19 protein-coding genes and 1 pseudogene are annotated in these 19,713 nt (G+C 40.3%); 18 read left to right on the plus strand and 2 right to left on the minus strand.

Annotation, left to right across the window (positions count from 1 at the left end; genetic code table 11):
* The first annotated feature begins 126 nt into the window (after positions 1-126).
* The 12 genes from NST97_RS00480 to NST97_RS00535 all read left to right on the plus strand — a co-directional run bounded on the left by NST97_RS00480 (position 127) and on the right by NST97_RS00535 (position 11,653).
* Positions 127-1,002 carry a PaaX family transcriptional regulator gene (locus NST97_RS00480; protein WP_066251023.1) on the plus strand — a complete coding sequence of 292 codons (876 nt, stop codon included), beginning with the start codon at positions 127-129 and terminating at the stop codon, positions 1,000-1,002.
* Positions 1,003-1,024: 22 nt separating this feature from the next.
* Positions 1,025-1,999 (plus strand): MBL fold metallo-hydrolase, encoded by a 975-nt coding sequence (locus NST97_RS00485; protein ID WP_341342785.1) that lies wholly within the window; start codon positions 1,025-1,027, stop codon positions 1,997-1,999.
* 209 nt (positions 2,000-2,208) lie between these two features.
* A complete protein-coding gene (locus tag NST97_RS00490; RefSeq protein ID WP_066251026.1) occupies positions 2,209-3,144 on the plus strand; it encodes a Phenylacetic acid catabolic protein in 936 nt (311 codons plus the stop codon).
* Complete coding sequence (locus tag NST97_RS00495) at positions 3,144-3,470, plus strand: metal-sulfur cluster assembly factor (protein ID WP_066251029.1); 327 nt, start codon at positions 3,144-3,146, stop codon at positions 3,468-3,470. The genes NST97_RS00490 and NST97_RS00495 overlap by 1 nt, the downstream gene beginning before the upstream one ends.
* Positions 3,467-3,697 carry a hypothetical protein gene (locus NST97_RS00500; protein ID WP_063388948.1) on the plus strand — a complete coding sequence of 77 codons (231 nt, stop codon included), beginning with the start codon at positions 3,467-3,469 and terminating at the stop codon, positions 3,695-3,697. The genes NST97_RS00495 and NST97_RS00500 overlap by 4 nt, the downstream gene beginning before the upstream one ends.
* Positions 3,694-4,338, plus strand: coding sequence for a Phenylacetic acid catabolic protein (locus tag NST97_RS00505; RefSeq protein WP_375338787.1), 645 nt, complete (start codon positions 3,694-3,696; stop codon positions 4,336-4,338). Before NST97_RS00500 ends, NST97_RS00505 begins: the two co-directional genes overlap by 4 nt.
* 9 nt (positions 4,339-4,347) lie before the next feature.
* A complete protein-coding gene (locus tag NST97_RS00510) occupies positions 4,348-5,133 on the plus strand; it encodes an enoyl-CoA hydratase-related protein (protein WP_066251031.1) in 786 nt (261 codons plus the stop codon).
* 17 nt (positions 5,134-5,150) lie between these two features.
* Complete coding sequence (locus NST97_RS00515; RefSeq protein ID WP_340881201.1) at positions 5,151-5,951, plus strand: enoyl-CoA hydratase/isomerase family protein; 801 nt, start codon at positions 5,151-5,153, stop codon at positions 5,949-5,951.
* 109 nt (positions 5,952-6,060) lie between these two features.
* Positions 6,061-7,644 carry a benzoate-CoA ligase family protein gene (locus NST97_RS00520; protein WP_341342786.1) on the plus strand — a complete coding sequence of 528 codons (1,584 nt, stop codon included), beginning with the start codon at positions 6,061-6,063 and terminating at the stop codon, positions 7,642-7,644.
* A 33-nt stretch (positions 7,645-7,677) separates the two neighbouring features.
* Positions 7,678-8,127: an acyl-CoA thioesterase gene (locus tag NST97_RS00525; RefSeq protein WP_063389426.1), complete on the plus strand. Its 450-nt coding sequence runs from the start codon at positions 7,678-7,680 to the stop codon at positions 8,125-8,127.
* Positions 8,128-8,162: 35 nt separating this feature from the next.
* Positions 8,163-9,731 carry a long-chain-fatty-acid--CoA ligase gene (locus tag NST97_RS00530; RefSeq protein ID WP_339211263.1) on the plus strand — a complete coding sequence of 523 codons (1,569 nt, stop codon included), beginning with the start codon at positions 8,163-8,165 and terminating at the stop codon, positions 9,729-9,731.
* 143 nt (positions 9,732-9,874) lie between these two features.
* Entirely contained in the window at positions 9,875-11,653 is a 1,779-nt protein-coding gene (locus tag NST97_RS00535; protein ID WP_341342787.1) for an adenine deaminase C-terminal domain-containing protein, read from the plus strand.
* A gap of 450 nt (positions 11,654-12,103) precedes the next feature.
* Here the strand turns inward: NST97_RS00535 and NST97_RS00540 are convergent.
* Positions 12,104-12,319, minus strand: a pseudogene (locus NST97_RS00540) (hypothetical protein); the annotation flags it as partial.
* Positions 12,320-13,122: 803 nt separating this feature from the next.
* Here NST97_RS00540 and NST97_RS00545 point away from each other — a divergent pair.
* From NST97_RS00545 to NST97_RS00565, 5 genes are all read left to right on the plus strand, one after another.
* Positions 13,123-13,512: a GntR family transcriptional regulator gene (locus NST97_RS00545; protein ID WP_063389422.1), complete on the plus strand. Its 390-nt coding sequence runs from the start codon at positions 13,123-13,125 to the stop codon at positions 13,510-13,512.
* The gene (locus NST97_RS00550) at positions 13,505-14,404 is read left to right on the plus strand and encodes an ABC transporter ATP-binding protein (RefSeq protein ID WP_341342788.1); all 900 of its coding nucleotides are present in this window, start codon (positions 13,505-13,507) and stop codon (positions 14,402-14,404) included. Before NST97_RS00545 ends, NST97_RS00550 begins: the two co-directional genes overlap by 8 nt.
* The gene (locus tag NST97_RS00555) at positions 14,379-16,343 is read left to right on the plus strand and encodes a DUF6449 domain-containing protein (RefSeq protein WP_341342789.1); all 1,965 of its coding nucleotides are present in this window, start codon (positions 14,379-14,381) and stop codon (positions 16,341-16,343) included. The genes NST97_RS00550 and NST97_RS00555 overlap by 26 nt, the downstream gene beginning before the upstream one ends.
* 17 nt (positions 16,344-16,360) lie before the next feature.
* Complete coding sequence (locus NST97_RS00560; protein ID WP_339199485.1) at positions 16,361-16,867, plus strand: RNA polymerase sigma factor; 507 nt, start codon at positions 16,361-16,363, stop codon at positions 16,865-16,867.
* Positions 16,868-17,158: 291 nt separating this feature from the next.
* On the plus strand, positions 17,159-18,340 hold the full coding sequence (locus tag NST97_RS00565) for an IS701 family transposase (protein WP_341342790.1): 1,182 nt from the start codon (positions 17,159-17,161) through the stop codon (positions 18,338-18,340).
* A 56-nt stretch (positions 18,341-18,396) separates the two neighbouring features.
* On the opposite strand, the gene NST97_RS00570 is transcribed toward NST97_RS00565, so the two are convergent.
* Positions 18,397-18,717 (minus strand): DUF4395 domain-containing protein, encoded by a 321-nt coding sequence (locus NST97_RS00570; RefSeq protein ID WP_341342791.1) that lies wholly within the window; start codon positions 18,715-18,717, stop codon positions 18,397-18,399.
* 147 nt (positions 18,718-18,864) lie between these two features.
* Between NST97_RS00570 and dat the strand changes: the two genes are divergently transcribed.
* Positions 18,865-19,704, plus strand: coding sequence for a D-amino-acid transaminase (dat, locus tag NST97_RS00575; RefSeq protein WP_341342792.1), 840 nt, complete (start codon positions 18,865-18,867; stop codon positions 19,702-19,704).
* Positions 19,705-19,713 lie beyond the last annotated feature (9 nt).

Here is a 19,713-nt window from a genome sequence, read left to right on the forward strand (position 1 = left end):
GCTTCAGACTTATAAAAAAATAGATCAAAAGGCTCCCTATCTTGAAGAAAAAACTTGTAAAAATGGAATTCCATCCAGCATAATAAAAATAAAAGCAAAATTCAGGAAAAAGACGGGTGTAAGAAAATGAAGCCAAGATCATTAATGTTCACACTATTCGGTGAGTACATTCAGCATTACAGCACAGAAGTTTGGATTGGCAGCTTAATTCAAATGATGTCCCATTTCGGCATTTCTGAATCTTCGATACGGGGAGCCACGTTAAGAATGGTTCAGCAAGGCTTTTTTAAAGTTCGCAAAATTGGCAATAAAAGCTATTATTCTCTTACAAATAAAGGGAAGAGAACGATGATGGACGGGTTTGCCCGCGTTTATTCAATGAGAAATTACAAATGGGATGGGAATTGGAGAATTTTGACCTATTCGGTCCCGGAAGAAAAAAGGGAGCTTCGCAATCAAATTCGAAAAGAGCTGAGCCTCATGGGATTCGGCTTGATTTCGCACGGTACGTGGGCAAGTCCAAACCCTATTGAAGATCGGGTGATGGAGTTTATAAAAGATTACCATCTCGAGCCGTATGTGATTTTATTTACTTCCAGTTCAGTAGTATCCCACGATAATCATGAGTTGATTCATAGAGGATGGAATTTTGACGAAATTGCCAAAGAGTATGAATCATTCATTGATCAATACCGGCAAAAGTATGATGATTTTAAGGAACGCATTTGGAATAATGAATTATCAGATCAAGAATGTTTTATTGAGAGAACGAAGCTTGTTCATGAATATCGCAGCTTTTTCTTTATCGACCCGGGGTTTCCGAACGACCTGCTGCCTGCTGACTGGAGCGGCTTAAAAGCTAGAGAGCTGTTTTTCAATGTGCATCAGCTTTTGTCTGTACCTGCTATTCGATATTTTGAAACTTTATTTGAAAAAGCTCCCGATTGTGAATTGGAAGCGAATCGGGACAGAGCGATCAACCCTTTTATGGACATTGTTTAAAATAAAAGCAAGTAGGTGCATAATGGTGGTCAATATTGAACAGATCGGGAAAAATATATATCGCATTCCGGTTCCAATCCCTTTTCCGATGAAATACATCTATTGTTATATGGTGCGCGATGCAGACGGTTGGAGCCTTGTTGATGCAGGATTTCATAATACCGAAGCGATTGAAGCTTGGAAGCAAGTATTGAAACAAATGAATGTTCGTTATGAACAGATTCATTCGATTTATTTCACTCATTTTCATCCTGATCACTTCGGGTTGGCAGGGTGGATGCAGGAAAGAACAGGAGCAAGAGCTTATATAAGCAAAGAAGATTTTGCCATGGCGCAGCGTGTTTGGGGAAAAAACAGCAGCCAGGCGGAGCAAATTGGTGAAATGTGCAAAAAAAATGGTACACCGGAAGATCTTGCGGATGAAATTGAAGAAAGTATAAGAAGTTTGGCAAAGCATGTAACGTTTCCGGAATTGACGATTCTAGAGGATGACGAGGTCATTCTAGGCGAAAGGAAATGGGAAGTTATACCGACACCTGGTCACAGCGATGGACACATTTGCTTTTATCAAAGAGAAGAAAGACTGCTGCTTGCAGCTGATCATATTTTGGATAAGATCACTCCGAACATTAGCATATGGCCCGGTTCAAGCAAAAATCCGCTTGGAAGCTACATATCTTCGCTTGAAAAAATACAGCAATTGAAGGTAGACTTGGCGCTTCCTGCCCATGGGGCATTGATCGAACGAGTTGACGACAGAATATCAGAAATCATCCAGCACCATCAAAAGCGATTGGATCAAATATTTCGACTTGCGAAGGATGGCCGTACCGCCTATGACATTGCCCAAGATTTATTCCAGCACAAAAGCTTGACTTCCCATCAATGGCGGTTTGCGATCGCAGAAACTTTGGCGCACTTGGAGTATTTAGTTTTCACAGGGCAAATTAAAAAAGAGAATCGTAACGATATTGTCATTTATAAACAAAATAAATAATGGATAAGTGCATGGCAAAAAGCTATGCGCTTTTTTTGCGGTCGTAAAAAAAGACAAAAACAAAAGAAAGGTGAAAAATCCTTTTATTTTTTTAAATAAACAAAAAAATTTGATTTTTCTATTTTTTCTTGACAAAAGAGGCGGTTATGGAATAATATTATGTTAAACAGACGAAATAAATAAAAACGTAATATAAAAGAGGTGAAAAAATGGATCAGGCAGCCCTTTTAAAAGAAAAAATTCAAAACGGTTTTATTGTTGAAGGCGTCGGTGACATGAATGAGGAATATTTAAAGGCATTAAAACAGACGTTGATTATTGTCGGAGATACAGAATTGTTAAGTGTGCCGCCGCTCCTTACTGTTTATGATCAAGCGCCCACTTTAAATAACAAAATTACAGCACTCGCCATTATGCAGGATGAAATCGGTCATGCACATATTGCTTTCAGGCTACTGAAAGATTTGGGCGAAGATACAGACGAATTATTGTACAATCGAGCCCCAAATAAATGGAAAAACCCTTATGCCTTTGACTTTGAACTGTCAAATTGGATTGAGCTTGGAGTGTTTAATGCGTTCTTTGACCGCGCCGGCTACACACTGCTTGGGGATGCGTTTGAGCATACATCTTACGGGCCATGGAAACGCGCATTAGTGAAAGTTGATAAAGAAGAATTGTTCCATCTTAGAAATGGTGAAATCATTATGAGAACAGCCATGAATGATCCGAAATTGCAAGAGGAAGTTCAAAAAGCGGTTGATTGGATGTTTTTAATGGCGCTTGAATTTTTTGGTGTAGAAGACCGTTTAAAATCCAGATCCGCACAGCTTGAATACCGCTTAAAAGGAAGAACAAACGATGAGCTCCGTCAAAAATGGCTGTCGACAGCAGTTCCATTCTGTGAATCAATTGGAGTAAAAGTTCCAGCTCATTATGATGAAGAACAAGGAAAATATGTGCTCGATGTCCCATTCCCTTGTAAATTTGATCCAGTCAATAAAAAATGGCTGTTCGACCAGCCGGACACATGGGAAAACGTCATTAAACGATTTAAACAAAGAGGGCCGCAAAATGAAAGGTTTGTAGGAAGAATTCAAAAAGGGGCAAAAGAATTAGAACAGCTGAGAAAAGAGGTGGTATGATGCAAAAACAAGCTGTGGATACGAAAAAATATTGGGAGGCGCTGAAAGAGGTGATGGATCCTGAATTCCCAATAAGCGTTGTCGATATGGGGCTCATTTACGACATTCAAATGAATGACGGGGAAGTGCATGTGACGATGACATACACAGCCGTTTCCTGCGCCTGCATGGAATGGATTGAAAGCGATATAAAAAATCGGCTTCTTGCAGAAGAAGAAGTAAAGGAAGTACACATAAATGTCGTATGGGATCCTCCATGGACGGTCGACCGTCTTAGCCCAGAGGGAAGGGAAAAATTAAAGTATTGGGGTGTAAGTGCAAAATGATCGCAGAAAAAATAACCTATGATATTTTTGCCCGCATTAATCGGGGAGACAACTTAATGCATATAGGCACGGTAGAAGCAGAAAACAGCGAGCTGGCAAAAGTGTATGCAACGTTTACGTACGACGAAGAGGATTGGACCGAAATGGTTGTCGTGGAACGAAACAAGCTGAATTGGGTGAAAAAACCTGATTGGCTATTTTCAGAGAAAGGAGCTGAAGCATTGTGAGCGTAATGGAACAAGGAACGCATTCTTTGATTGAATTGCTGGAGACAATAGCGGATAACAAATATGTGCTTGGCGACCGTTTAGTGGAAGTTGGTGTAAGCGGTCCGAATTTGGAAGCGACCTTGTCTGCTATAGCTATGGCTCAAGGAGAACTGGGGCATGCAAGACTTTTGTACAATTGGTGTTTTGATTTAAAAGGGGTAAAAGGCAAGAAGCCTGACATTCAAGCACAAACAGGAAAAGCTTTTCAAACAGCTGTAAACGTTCAAAACTGGATTTCTCTCATTGCTTCGCTATATGCAATCAATGCCGCAATCGATATCGTCTTTCAAACGGTGTTAAAAACAAGTCATTCCAAGGTTGCTTCACGGATTCAAAAGCTTGTCCGCGAACAACACGATCATATCATCTATGCAGAAAATTGGGCAAAACAACTTCTTCTTGATCAAGGAGCTGTTCCCTACAGATTTCAAGAAGCATTAAGGGAGGCTGCGGAGGAAGCAAAGGCTTGGCTTGCAAAAGTTGAAAAAAGTGAAGAATTGAAAAAGGAAGGTTATTTCCCGGAAACTCCTTCGTTCCCGGAAAAATTTGAAAAACGGCTGCAGCAATTAAATGCGGAACAGCTTGTTCAAGCAAAGTGAGTGATGCTCATGTCAGAATCAGGCGTTCTTTTAGAAATTCAAAACAAAGTGGCTATCATTCAATTAAATAACGCAAAACGTGCCAACGCATTAAGCAAATTTTTAGTAAAAGATCTTTCTTATGCGATAAACACGATAAAAGATCATTCGAATGTAAGCGCAGTTATTTTTACGGGAGGTGAAAGCAAAGCGTTTTGTGCAGGGGCGGATTTAAAAGAAAGGCAGTCCATGAGCGAACGAGAAGTGGAAGAATATGTCGCATTGCTCAGGAAAACATTTACAAATATCTCATCTTTGCCAATGCCGACGATTGCGGCTGTAAAAGGATTGGCTCTTGGAGGGGGATGTGAACTTGCTCTTGCCTGTGACATTCGTGTCATGGAAAAAGGGGCGCTCATCGGGTTGACGGAAGTTTCTTGGGGAATAATCCCGGGAGCCGGCGGCACTCAACGGCTGGCGCAATTAGTAGGAATCGGCAGGGCCAAGCAGCTTATTTTTACAGCTGAAAAAATAAATGGCGAAAAAGCTTATGAAATAGGACTTGTCGAATATATTTGTGAAGCTGGCGAGGCAGAATTGAAAGCGCTTAACATAGCGGAAAAAATCTCGGAAAATTCAATTCATTCTGTCCGTTTAGCGAAGCAGGCTGTCGACAGTTTTGCTCGAGAACTAATGGAAAAGGGTCTGATAGCGGAATGGGATTGTTATCAAAAAACGATTTATCATCCGGATCGTTTAGAAGGATTGGCGGCTTTTCAAGAAAAACGCAAACCTGATTTTTCAAATAATAAATGAACAATGGAAGGAGAATAATGATGACAGTTGAAACAACTGCTAACAAAAATTTAACGGTGGTCAAAAACAACGGAGTGGCGGAAATCCATCTTCACATCAATAAAACGAATGCCTATGGGCTGGAGTTTTACCAAGAATTCAACGCAGCGATCGATGAGCTTCGCTTCGATCCAAACATAAAAGTGGTCGTGCTGATGAGCGATGTGCCGAAATTTTTCTCGGCAGGAGCGGATATCAATTTCTTACAAGCAGCGGATCCGCGCTATAAAACACAGTTTTGCCTGTTCTGTAATGAAACGCTGGATAAAATCGCCCGTTCGCCGCAAGTATATATCGCCTGTTTGGAAGGGCATACAGTCGGCGGAGGATTGGAAATGGCGCTAGGCTGCGATCTGCGTTTTATGGGAGATGAAGCAGGAAAAATCGGCTTGCCGGAAGTATCGCTTGGGGTGCTGGCTGGAACGGGAGGAACGCAGCGGCTCGCGCGGTTGATCGGGTATTCGAGAGCGCTGGATATGAACATAACTGGGGAAACGCTGACACCGCAGGAAGCGCTGGACATTGGTCTCGTCAACAAAGTGTTCCCGCAGGCGGAAACGAGAGAGCGGACGCTTGAGTATGCGAGAAAGATAGCTGAAAGCGCGAGCTATGCGGTTTCCAACATCAAGCTGTCGATCATGAACGGAAAGGAAATGCCATTGAACGTAGCCATCCGCTACGAAGGCGAGCTACAAAACTTGTTGTTCCGCTCCGAGGATGCAAAAGAAGGATTAAGCGCATTTTTAGAAAAGAGAAAACCAAATTGGAAAGGGATATAAACGTTAGCTTTTCATATATATTGTGAAGCCTCCTGAATATATATCTTCTTCAGGCGGCTTCAATGCCGCTTCATCTATTCAAAAAATTGATATATAGGATGGTGAAAAAATGGATCTCCGCGGATTAGGTTTGCTTTACAATGCGGCAGTGCGGTTCATTGATGAAAGTGTAGAGAAAGGTTTGGGCGATAAAATAGCCATTTGTTATCGCGATGAGCGCATACACTATAATGAATTGCAGGAGAAAGTCAATCAGACAGGCAACATGCTCCGTGAGCTCGGTTATAAATTGGAAGACCGCCTTTTAATGGTTTGCCACGATACACCCGAATTTATTTATTCATTTTTTGGCGCCATAAAAATTGGTGCTGTCCCCATTCCGGTCAACACCATGATGAAGCCATCCGATTATGAATATTTTTTAAACAACAGCCGGGCAAAGGGCTTAATCATCCATGAAGATATTTGGGAAAAGATTGAAGTTTACAAAGAACGGTTTTGCTTTTTGAAGGATATCATTATCATTCCGGACAGTGAAAGCGAACAATCAGGCACACATTTAAATTTCCTCCAACTGATGAATAGGGCAAGCAAAAAGCTTGATGCAGCCATGACGAACAAGGATGATCAGGCCTTTTGGCTGTTCAGCTCCGGAAGCACCGGTAATCCAAAGGGCGTCATCCATTTGCAGCATGATATGGAATATGCTTTCAGCACATATGCGAAAAAAATATTGCATATAAGTGAAGAAGACCGATGCTTGTCCGCATCTAAACTGTTTTTCGCCTATGGCCTTGGCGGAGGAATGTACTTTCCTTTAGGAGCAGGAGCTTCAACTGTATTAGTGAAAGAACGCGCAACTCCGGAAGCAATGTTTCAGGCGATTGAAACGTACAAACCGACCATTTTCTTTGGGGTTCCGACTTTATATGGAGCGATGATTGATTATGTGTCGCGAACGGGAAAACAATTCGATTTGAGCTCGCTCAGAGTTTGTGTATCAGCTGGAGAAGCGCTTCCGAAAGCATTTTACCGCAAATGGAAAGAAATGTACAATGTCGATATTTTAGACGGAATTGGTTCAACAGAGGCTCTCCACATATTTTTATCCAATCGGATTGGAGATGTAAAGGCAGGAAGCTCTGGAAAAGTCGTTCCTGGTTATGAAGCAAAAATTGTCGACGAAATGGGCAGAGAATTGCCTCCAAATGAAATGGGAGATTTGTTGATTCGCGGAGACAGCATCGCACATGGATATTGGAACCTTCATGAGCAAAACAAGAAAAAATTCGTCGGAGATTGGCTTCATACAGGTGACAAATATTATAAAGACGAAGAAGGATATTTTTGGTATTGCGGGCGCTCCGACGATATGCTGAAGGTTGGCGGGATTTGGGTATCGCCTGTAGAAGTCGAAAATTGCCTTCTTCAACATGAAAATGTACTGGAAGCTGCAGTTGTCAGCGTGCAAAATGAAAATAATCTTGTCATTCCAAAAGCATATGTTGTTTTGAAAGATAGAACGCCCTCCAAAGAAATGGAAGATGAATTAAAAAACTTCGTGAAGCAGCAGCTGGCCCACTACAAATACCCGCGAATTATAGAATTTATTGACGAACTTCCGAAAACAGCAACAGGAAAAATTCAGCGTTTTAAACTTCGGGAATTATTAAAATCGAATTCAGCTCAATAGTTTAAGACATAGCATTGAAAGGAGTACGTACATTTGAAAAGAAACGAATTTCAGCTCAGGGTGAACTTTGGAGATACGGATGCAGCCGGCATTGTATACTATCCGAATTATTTTAAATGGTTTGATATTGCAGGGCATCAATTTTTTAGAAGTATCGGCCTTGCTCCGGCTAAACTCATCAAAGAATACAGCATCATTCTTCCGCTGCTTGATGTCCGCTGTACGTTTGAGCAGCCGTTATATTATGACGACATTATCACTATTAAAACAGAAGTAATGGAAGTGAACCGGAAAACAATAAAACTGAAGCATGAAGTATATCGTGAAGATACAAGAACCGGGCACGGATATGAGCTCAGGGGGTGGGTGAAAGAAGAAAACGGAAAAAAATTTGCAGTGCCCATACCTGAAGAGGTGAAAAAATTGCTTCAAGAAGACGGGTTTGGTGAACAGGCTCAGATCAATCCATGGCTCAGCGCATAAATGAACATTGAAAAAATGTAATGGAGGAGAGTAGCGTGGATCTTAACGTATCCATTCATGATGTGTTTGAAAAAGCATATAAGCGCTATCCTGATAAAGAATTCATTTACGATGGCTATAAACGTTTAACTTACAAAGATATCAAACAAATGTCCGATTCCATCGCCTCCGCTTTCCACCAGCTCGGTATAGGGAAAGGAGACCGCATCATTGCATGCCTGCCGAACTGGCATGAGTTTCTTGCCATATATTTTGCAATTGCAAAAATAGGCGCCATATTAGTTCCATGCAATACGCGATATCGTGTTGAAGAATTGTCTTATATAGTGGCCAATTCTGGTGCAAAAGCAATTTTTGTGGTAGAAGAGCATGGCCATTTCCATACGGTAAAATCTTTAATGGAAAGTAATGAAAGCGCTTTGGAAATGGTGTTTACGGTGCGGTTTCAAGAAGATGGTCACCATTCCTTTGAAGATTTGCTGAAAATAGGACAGTCGAAGCTGCCGCCGGAAGTGTCCATCGATCCGAAAGAAGATGTGTTTTCCATTTTATATACTTCAGGAACAACAGGACTTCCGAAAGGTGCCATGCTCACGCATTTAAATTTTGTCCATAATGCCGCATGTACAGTGGAGGCGCTTCAATGCGACGAAAATGACGTATTTTTAGTGGTCGTTCCTGTCTTTCACGTGTTTGGCATGGTTCCAAGCATACTGGCAGCTGTGACTGCCTGTGCCAAAATGGTGTTTATGGAGCAATTTAAAGCGGAAGCTGTATTAAAAATGATTGAACAAGAAAAGATTACGATACACCATGGAGTTCCGACAATGTTTATATTGGAATTAAATCACCCTCAATTCAAATCCTATGACTTATCTTCGTTAAGAACAGGTATTATTGCGGCAGCACCATGCCCTGTCGAAGTCGTGAAAAAAATTAGAAATGAGATGGGATGCAATATAACTATTTCCTATGGTCAAACGGAAACATCTCCAGTTGTGACAATTACAAGCTTTACAGACAGTGACATCATTCGTTCAGAAACGGTCGGCAGAACGATTCCAGGAGTTGAAATTAAAGTTGTTGATGTGAATCGCCAAACTTTACCGACTGGAGAAATTGGCGAACTTGCTGTGCGCGGGTTAAATGTCATGAAAGGCTACTTTAACATGCCTGAAAAAACGAAAGAAGCCATTGATCAAGATGGCTGGCTTTATACAGGTGACTTAGTGACGCTTGATGAACAAGGTTATGTCCGCATCGTTGGACGGAAGAAGGAAATGATCATCCGCGGCGGCTACAACATTTATCCTCGAGAAATTGAAGAAATTCTTTATAAGCATCCGAATGTAGTAGAAGTAGCCATTATCGGGCTGCCTGACACTGTTTTAGGAGAGATTTCATGTGCGGCGGTAAAATTAAAAGACGGAGCTTTGGAAACGGAAGAATCGATGAAAAATTATTTAAAAGGAAAAATTGCTGACTACAAAATACCGGATAAAGTTGTTTTTGTCGATGAGCTGCCGATGACGCCGAGCGGAAAAATTAAAAAAGTAGAACTTCAGCAAAAATTAAAAGAAGATTTGCAAACAGAATTGCGATAATTTCATGCAAGGAAGATCAAACGGTAGACATATGTTTGATCTTCCTTCATCATAAAGTTAATCAACCTTCTGGAAAATTTGACATCCGATTGATGACCTACGGCTTCTTCATAACATTTTTTAAAAGAGTAGGAGTGAAACTGTTGAGACAAAAAGCGTCAAGATCGGAATTAATTGAAGTGGCTCAAGGACGGAGGCCCGCAGATTTAATTATCAAAAATGGTACGGTGATCAACGTCTATTCAGGAGAATTGTTGAAGCAAAATGTCGCTGTTTATCAAGACTCCATTGCATATGTCGGCGAACGGGATGTCCTTTCCGATGAACATACAAAAATTATTGATGCAGAAGAGATGTATGTTTCACCAGGTTTTATTGAACCGCATGCACATCCGTGGGTCATCTACAATCCTGTTAGTATGACTAGGAAAGTTCTTCCCCTTGGAACAACGACAACGGTAAATGACAATTTGTTTTTTTATTTGCATATGGGAGCTGCTGGATTTAAAAAAATGGTCAAAGACTTGAAAGACCTTCCGGGCAATTTTCTTTGGCTTGTCCGGCTTGTCTCGCAAGCGGATTTCAAAGGAGAAAGGGAATGGTTTAATCAAAAGGATGTGCAAGAGCTTTTAGAATTAGAAGAAGTTGTCGGAACAGCGGAGGTCACAAGATGGCCGCTTTTATATCAGGCTGATTCCTTTTTGCTTGATACAATTGAAGTGGCAAAACAGAAAGGGAAAGTCGTGGACGGTCATACAGCAGGCTGTTCATATGAAAAATTGATTTCCATTGCTGCGAGCGGAGTCAGCGCTTGTCATGAAGCAATAACGGCAAAAGAGGCGCTGGACAGGCTGCGGTTGGGAATGTGGACGACTTTACGCAACAGCTCGCTTCGCCCTGATTTCCCTGAAGTTATAAAAATGATTACAGAAGGGAAAGTCAGTACACATCGAATTACGATGACAACCGACGGTCCGCACCCTGGGTTTATCGAAAAAGAAGGCTTTGTCGATGGATTGATCAGAAGAGCTGTAGAATTAGGAGTGCCGGTCATAAACGCGTTGCAAATGGCTACGATCAATGCAGCCGTTTATTTGCGCTTAGATGATTATATCGGCGGGATTGCTCCAGGAAAATTGGCAGACATTTTACTTCTTCCAGATTTGAAATATTTTCGGCCGGATGTCGTCATTTCAAGAGGTGAAGTCGTAGCCGAGCAAGGAAATTTGCTTGTGTCAACACCGAAACTAAATTGGAATCAATATGTTGTCCGGGAGCCATTTGCGTTTTCGAAGCAACTTTTGGACGATTTAAACTTGTACCGTTACCCATATTCAAGTACTGAACAAACTGTTCCGGTCGCTTATTTTAAAAGCAATGTCATTACGCAGCGAAAAGATGTTAAGCTTCCAGAAGCAGGGGGATTCGCAGATATTTCCGGTGAAGAAGGCTTATTGTATGCGTCGTTAATTGACCGGAACGGAAAGTGGGTGTCGAAAGCGATATTAGAACGATTTGCCGTTCATCTAGATGGGATGGCGTCAACTTACAATACTACAACAGAATTGCTTGTGATCGGAAGAAATCCAAAAGCGATGGCCCAGGCGGCTAAAAGAGTGCATGAACTAGGAGGAGGAATCGTCATTGTTGATGGCGAGGACATTGTGGTTGAAATACCTCTTCCATTTACCGGCATGATGACGGACGATTCATCATTTGATCAAGCTGTTCGATATCATGATGAGCTGTTAGCAGCCGTGCAGCAAAGAGGATTCCCATTCCATGACATTTTATATACGCTATTGTTTTTAACTTGTGATTTCTTGCCCGGTCTTCGTCTTATTCCATTTGGTTTGTATGATGTTAAGAAAAATGAAATGCTGCTTAAAGCGGAACCAATAAAAGATCAAATCGCGAAGTAAAACTAGAAAAAGAGAGCTGAGCCGTTTCCTTCAGGGGGCAGTCCAAAAAGTCAGGGTTAACTGACTTTTTGGAGCCCCTTTTTTAGGAACTTATCGGACAGGCCATTTTTCCAATCTATCCTTCAGAAGTCTTATGAAGGACTTTTCTTATGCTCACTTTCTGAATTCGGATCTTCAAAAGTTTTTCAGCATATACAATTGCTTCTTGTTGGACCTCATTGCCTCTATGAAGGCCATTTACAAATTTTATTCGATTATTTTTGTCCTTCACAGCAGTATTTCTCCAAAATCCTTCATTTTAGGAACTCAACGGAGAGCCCCTTCTTACAATTAGTCAAGAGTTTTTCGTAACTATTTGTTTCAGTGGATTTATTTAGGAGGCAGTGGTACCCCTTCCTCCTAAATAAATTTACGCATGCCTAATAGATCTAACGATTTTTGTTTTTTTCACTAGATCAAATATGTTATATTTTTCCTGAACAATTGCGAAGTTGCTGATGCGATTTCGTAATTGTACGTTAAAATGTGTGTATTAAGATGGAAGAGACACTTCAATAACTTATTCACACAAGCGATGGACGCAACTTTATGACATTTGTTATAAGGTTGCGTTTTTAATTTGTCGTAATATTCTACAAAATGATTGTTTCCAATGCGTCGTTGGCGTTAACGATTCCTTTTTCTTATCCACGATCTCATGGATTCAACATATTAAACCTGATTCTTATAAGGTCCGTGAAGTAGGCCAGTTATTTCAATGCGAACCTATCGTTCTTTAGGCTGTCACGACCTTTTCTCCACTTCTACAAATCTTAATATGTTTTTTTCGGGTTTCACATTGTTGAAGCCTCATTTGAGAGCAACAAGGATAAATACATGCTGAATCTCCTACTATTTGTTTTTTTATATAGTAAACTCCTTTTCTGGTGCACTTTAATCAATCGGGAAGCAGGCTGGATGGACGAAAATGGACAAGAAACATTCTGGGAATGTCGGTACAGTTTGGAAAAGATGTACTTATCGTTTGTTCCAACATTTGAAAATCGGCAGGAAGAATCGTTTAAAAAATAGCAGATGCGGAAAACTCAGTTCATCATTATCTTACGGTTCGTTTCAAAAGAAAAAATTTCCTGGGAAAATCTTGAAAACTATAATCCAATTTTTCGGTTGAAGGCGGTGCTTCTCATCGTCTGTCCATTGGTTGGCGAACAAATAAAAGTTTTGAACATCTGCCAGTTACAAACAGACAGAAAATAGTTTAGAAGAGATGTACTCACTGTTTTAAATAGCACAATCATATAAATCAAACTTTGAAAAAGGACAACAGTCTTTCACAGCGTAAAAAGCTGTGCCTTTTTGACGCAAAAAAATTTTTCCAGAAAGTATTGTCATTTTTTTCATAATAAAGTATGATTTATCTGTATTAAGAATTATAATACAGTTAATACAGATGTGGGGGCTGCGGGAAAATGCTTGATATAGATTTTCGAAGCCGAAAACCGATCTATGAACAGCTTGTCGATCAAATAAAAGAGATGATTGTAAGCGGAGTGCTGAAAGGGGGAGAACAACTTCCCTCCGTCAGAGTGCTTGCGCAGCAATTGACGGTGAATCCAAATACAATTCAAAAAGCTTACCGTGAGCTGGAGAGGATCGGATATATTTACTCGATTCAGGGAAAAGGAAATTTTGTTTCGGAGAAGATTGAGGCATCTAATCAGGAAGAGCTGAAAATGGTTAAAGAAAATTTGCAAAAATTAGCACAACAAGCATTATTTTTAGGGATGCAATCTGATGAGCTCCTGCAGATCATGGAGGAAATTATCAAAGATCATCAAGGGGGAAAAAGAGATGATTGAAGTCAAAAAGGTATATAAAACATTTCAAAATGCGACTGTGTTATCTAACATCGATTTACAAATTGAAAAAGGATCCATCTTCGGGCTTCTAGGTTCAAACGGCGCTGGAAAAACGACGCTGTTGAAGCTGATCGCAGGTTTGTATAAACAAGATAGGGGAGACATTTTAATTGATAAACAACCTGTATTTGAAAATGAAGACATTAAGCAAAGATTCATATTCCTTACAGATATTCCTTATTTTTTCCCTCATTATACGATCAAACAGATGGCGAATTTTTATGAAAACATATATCCATCCTTCAGCAGAGAACGATTTCAAACATTGCAGGATGTATTTGATCTAGATCTTAAGCAAAAAATTTATCGCCTGTCAAAAGGAGTTCAGCGTCAAGTGGCATTTTGGCTCGCTTTTTCCGCAATGCCTGAACTGCTCATTTTAGACGAGCCGTTTGACGGTTTAGATCCGGTCATGAGGAAAAAAATGAAAAATATAATCATCCAAGATGTGGCAGCGAGAGAAATGACTGTGATCGTCTCTTCCCACAACTTGCAGGAAGTAGAGGATATAAGCGACCATATCGGCATTTTGCATAAAGGTGAACTGCTAATAAAACGGAATTTGGATGACCTAAAGTCGAATATACACAAAGTGCAAATTGCCTTTCAAGGAAGCGTTCCTTCGGAAATGCTGCAGCAGCTTCAAATTGTCTATCAGGAACAAAGAGGCAGCGTGCATTTATTCATTGTAAAAGGAAATGCTGATGAATTTTCCAGCTATATAAAAAGCTTTAAGCCTCTTTTATTCGATTTGCTCCCGCTTACATTGGAGGAAATTTTTATTTATGAAATGGGGGAAAAAGGATATGCAATCGAAAACATCCTTATTTAAAAAAGAGCTGTTAATTCAAAATTTCCGTTCTGTCGGTTGGGTAGGACTTACGTTTTTGATCGGTCTAATTCTATCAGTACCGATGGAAATTGCGGTGTTGTTTTCCGGGAGAGAGAATTATAATGAAGAGAACATATATGAAAGTTTGTTTTCCATTGCACAAGAACTTCAATTACTCATGTTAATCGTGATACCTGTGCTTATGTCCATTTTTTTGTTTCGGTTCCTGCATGTAAAGCAATCCAGCGATTTTCTTCATAGTCTTCCGATAAATCGGAAAATGCTTTTTTGGCATCATTGGCTGACGGGTGTTGTGTTTTTAATCGTACCTGTCATGATTACTTCTCTAATATTGGCCGTTTTAATACAGGTGTTTGATTTGTCGAGTTATTTTCGTGATTTGAACCTTGTTAGATGGTTTTGTACTTATTTAGCATATACGTTATTATTGTTTGCTATCGGCACCTTCTCTGCCATGCTGACAGGAATTAGCACGATTCAAGCTGTATTGACATTGATTATTTTATTGTTTCCTTTCGGGGTTTATCAACTTATAGTGTACAATTTGCAATACATTTTGTTTGGATTTCCGAGCGGCTATTATTTGAATAATAATCTTTGGATCGAATTTTTTTCACCGCTTACGAGGCTGATTTCTCTCGAATTCCAGCCTTTCTCTTGGTGGGAAATCGCCGTTTATTTATTGCTAGCAGCCTTGTTTTGCTGTATTTCCTTGCTTCTGTACACACGGCGGCCAGTCGAATATGTGTCACAAGCCGTTATTTACTGGAAGCTTAAACCAGTTTTTAAATATGGCGCCACTTTTTGTACGATGCTGCTCGGTGGGATGTATTTTGGCATTATTGACTATAGCGGAAGCTTATTATGGATTTGTACCGGATATGTAGTTGGTACACTCATCGGTTATTTTATAGCTGAAATGATCTTGCAGCAGACGTGGCGAATCAAGCCTAATTTCAAAGGATTGTTTATTTATTCTATTACAGTGATACTTGTATTCATTTTGACCAGTTCTGGTGCGGGAGGATATGAGAAAAAGGTTCCGAGAGTTGCAGAAATACAATCGGTATTTTTCAGCAATTATTGGTATTACGAGGACAAGATGATTAAAAAGTTTATCTACCAGGAACCGGAAATAATCGAAGCAATTCAAAAGCTGCATACAGAAATCGTTGCCGAAAATAGATCCAAAGATGTTTCCGAACCTGAATCGTTGTTTATCGTCTATTATTTAAAAAATGGAAGCAAATCGATCCGCCAATATGAAGTTGATCGGAAATCGTTCGAACGATATTTGAAGGAGATTTATGAATCGAAGGAATATAAAAAAGCAAACTATGAAGTTCTAGACGTAAACGATCAAGATGTTGAACAAATAGTATTTCATTCAAACTACTCAAGCTACTATGTTGAAAAAGTGGATATTGCCACTAATTCTGATCAACTTGCAAAAGCATTAAAAGCATTAAAAAATGACATCGAAAATCTTACGTATGAAGACATGATCGATGAAAGAAAAGACTGGGGAGAAATTGAAATCATTTTAAAAAATAATAAGAATAAGCAAATATTCATTCCATGGAAAAAAAGCTTTAAAGAGTTTGATGAGTGGATGAAGAATAACGGAATGGTTAAAAACGCAAGAGTGACAGCCGATGATGTCCAATATGTACTCATAACGGAGAATAACATCAATCACGATTTGGATTATAAAAATATGCTGAAAGAAATTGAACAAGATCCGCAAACGGTCAAAATTGTAGATAAACAGTTGATTGAGCAATGCTTGCAAGACGAAACAGAATCGACTTCAGGAAAAAATAATATGTTCATTGTTTATAAAAATGGAGATTATGAGGTTGGCAGCTTTGCCCATCCAGAAATAGCTGAATCGATCAAGAAACAGGCAAAAAAATAAAAAAGGATTGGAGAATTATGAATGATATAATATCCGCTCAAGAGAGCTTTCAAGACATCTATTGTATGTTTTATAAAAAAGTGTACCGGATTGCTTTTTCCATAACGAAAGATGTACATTTGGCAGAAGACGTATTGCAGGAAACATTTTTGAAATTTTATCAAAAGGCTGAACAAATTGAGGATATGGAAAAAATCTCTGGTTGGCTCAGTACAGTAGCAGCGAGAACTGCGATTGATTTTCTTCGGAAGGAACAGAAAACGCCGTGCCCCCTAGACGAATTATTGATCAGTCAAGGGGGCAATGTGGAACAAACAGCAGAATATGAATGGCTGAAAGAGACCATTTCTCAAGAAATTCGGAAACTAAAACCGAAATACCGTGAAATTTTAGAATTGAAATTGTATTATGATTTAAAAGAACAGGAACTAGCTCAACAGCTAAAGCTTTCGAAAGGAACAGTTAAAACTAGGCTTCACAGGGCAAGACGCACGCTGAAAGTGTCGCTGAAAGATGCGATGTAAAGTTCGGGTGCTCTTGCCCCTTTTTTACGTCTTTTCCCAGATTTTTAAAATCAGGGGAGAAGCTTATGAATTTTTCGCTTTTCGATATTGATACTGTTTCCATTGGAACCGGATAAAGCAGCCGATGCAAAATCCTAAAATCGCAATGAAAGCCGCTGAAAAAACTAAAATCCTGTAGATGAGCAAATTCACTAACATAAATTTACATCCGAACAAAAAAGGAGACATGAACCCGATTCCTTGATTAGAATAGATGTGTCACCAAACCATTCTCAAGGAGGTTCATGTCTCATGAATAGACTACCACATCACCAAGGAATCGACAAGTTTTTCGCAATGTTGGGGCTGGCCCTTTATTTCTCTAAGCCGGTCATGAAGCATCTCGTTCATATTATCGATGCGCTGACAACGAAAGGATTTGTGGGAACCTTGACCGATCTGCATCATGAGAGCTTTCATCCCAACCATCGAACGACACTGAGCCATTTTTTCACGAAAAGCCCTTGGGATGAAGAAATCTTGCTTCGCAAACTCCAGCAGTGGATGCTTCGTCATGTGGAACGAACGGCCAAGCGAAAGAATCACCCCATTTTTGTTTCGATCGATGATACGATCTGCCGAAAAACGAAGCCTTCGTCACAGGCGAAACACGCTATTGAAGGGTGTAATTGGCATTATTCTCACGCGGACAAAAAGTCGATTTGGGGACACTCTCTCGTCTGGCTCATGGTTCATACGATGACGCAAGCCTTTCCCTTTGCGTTTCGCCTCTACGACAAGGCGGATGGGAAAAGCAAGGGTCAATGGGCCATCGAGATGCTTTCTTCTTTGGATGTGCACGGTTCTGTTTATGTGCTGATGGATTCTTGGTACCCATCGAAAACACTCGTGGAAGCCTGCCTGAAAAAAGGATTCCACGTCATTGCGATGCTCAAGACGAATCGGGTTCTTTATCCAAAAGGCATCGCCATCCAAGCCAAACAGTTTGCCCGCTATATCGAACCGAACGACACCCATCTCGTCACGGTGGGAGAAGAGCGTTATCGCGTGTATCGCTACGAGGGATCGCTGAAAGGTCTCGATGATGCCGTTGTGTTGTTGGCTTGGAAAGCCGATCAGCCGATGACACCTGAACATCTTCACTGCGTCTTGAGCACCGACCGGGAGCTAAGCGATGAAGAGATCTTGCGCTACTATGCCCAGCGTTGGTCGATCGAATGCTTTTTTCGACAAGCGAAAGACCAGCTGAAGCTCGATGGGTACCGCGTTCGTCAACGTCGGGCGGTGAAACGGTATTGGATCTTGGTGCAACTCGCTTATGTGTACAGTATGGTCGAATCCAACAGCGATTTCTCTACCGGGCTTGACTTCCTTCGAAAGAAGAAAGGACATAGCCTCGTGGAGTTTATTTACGATGCAGCGAAACAAGATATTCCCATTGATGTCGTTAAAAAACAGCTTCATGTGGCATAAGGGGTACTCCGTTTGTCTCTTTTTACATGGTAATTATTGTAATGAAAATTGCTCAACTACAGTAAAATCGAAAAAATATATCCTAAAACATCAATATGAAAAGAAAATCCGATAAATGCTAGCAGCAAGCAAGTGCAGGCAATGATTTGATTGAATTGCTGATCAGATCTATCTTCTAAATGATAGGACGAATGCGGTTTTCGCAAAAACGTTTTAGCGGCCGCCATAATCGGATTGACGCCAAAAATAAGTCCAATCAAACCAGCAATAAGCGGAATAAGAAGAAAAAGCGGCTCGTTTGTGATCCAAGTGATCAAAACAGACAAAACAATTGTCCATTGATTCGTTCTAACTAGAGGACGAGGGATGCCGTCCATGGAAATCCCACCTTTCCATATATGTTTTATGATATTTATATCATAAATGTGCAGGCATTGCATCTTTTTTGATTTTGATCAAGCCTCCATTCATATAATTATGTTACAATGGTTGGTAGATATTATGGAAATTAGGGGGATATGAAAATGTCAATCGGTTATGTAAATGGTCGCTTTGTTGACCTCAATGAACCGGTGATCCCGATTGATGAAAGAGGACACCAGTTTGGAGACGGAGTGTATGAGGTGATCCGCGTTTATAACAAAAAGCCGTTTATGCTGCGCGAGCATTTAGAGCGGTTACAGACAAGTGCTGAAGCGATTAAATTAAAACTCGATCAAACATTGGAGCAATATGAACAGCTGATAAAAGAAGCAATTGAAAAATCAGCATTAACAGATTGCGACGTCTATTTGCAAATTACGCGCGGAGTGGCCGTTCGAAATCATTTGTTTCCAGATGTTTCTGTTTCAACAACGATGACCGTAAGACCTGCAAAGCAATTGCCCCGTCATTTGCGGGAGAACGGCGTTTCTGCTATATTCCATGACGATGAGCGGTGGGCCAATTGCTATATTAAATCGCTTAACTTATTGCCGAATATTTTAGCTAAACAAACCGCCCATGAAAAAGGAAGCTATGAAGCGATTTTAGTCCGTGATGAATATGTGACGGAAGGATCGAGCTCCAACGTATTCATCGTCAAAAACGGAACAATTTATACGACGCCGCTATCAAAGCATATATTGTCAGGAATTACAAGAATGGCGGTAAAATCGATCATTGAAACAGAAGGTTTAACATTAGTAGAAGAAAAGTTTACGAAAGAGGATGTACTTGAAAGCGATGAAGTCTTCATTACGAGCACAACTTCTGAAATTTTACCAATCGTGACCGTAGACGGGCAAAAAATTGGCACGGGAAAACCGGGTGAGATCGCGACAACACTTTATCAAAAATTCCAAGAAAAAATCGCAAACGAATAACGAGCCTAT

The organism is Aeribacillus sp. FSL K6-1305 (assembly GCF_038050115.1).
Lineage (GTDB): Bacteria > Bacillota > Bacilli > Bacillales > Aeribacillaceae > Aeribacillus > Aeribacillus composti.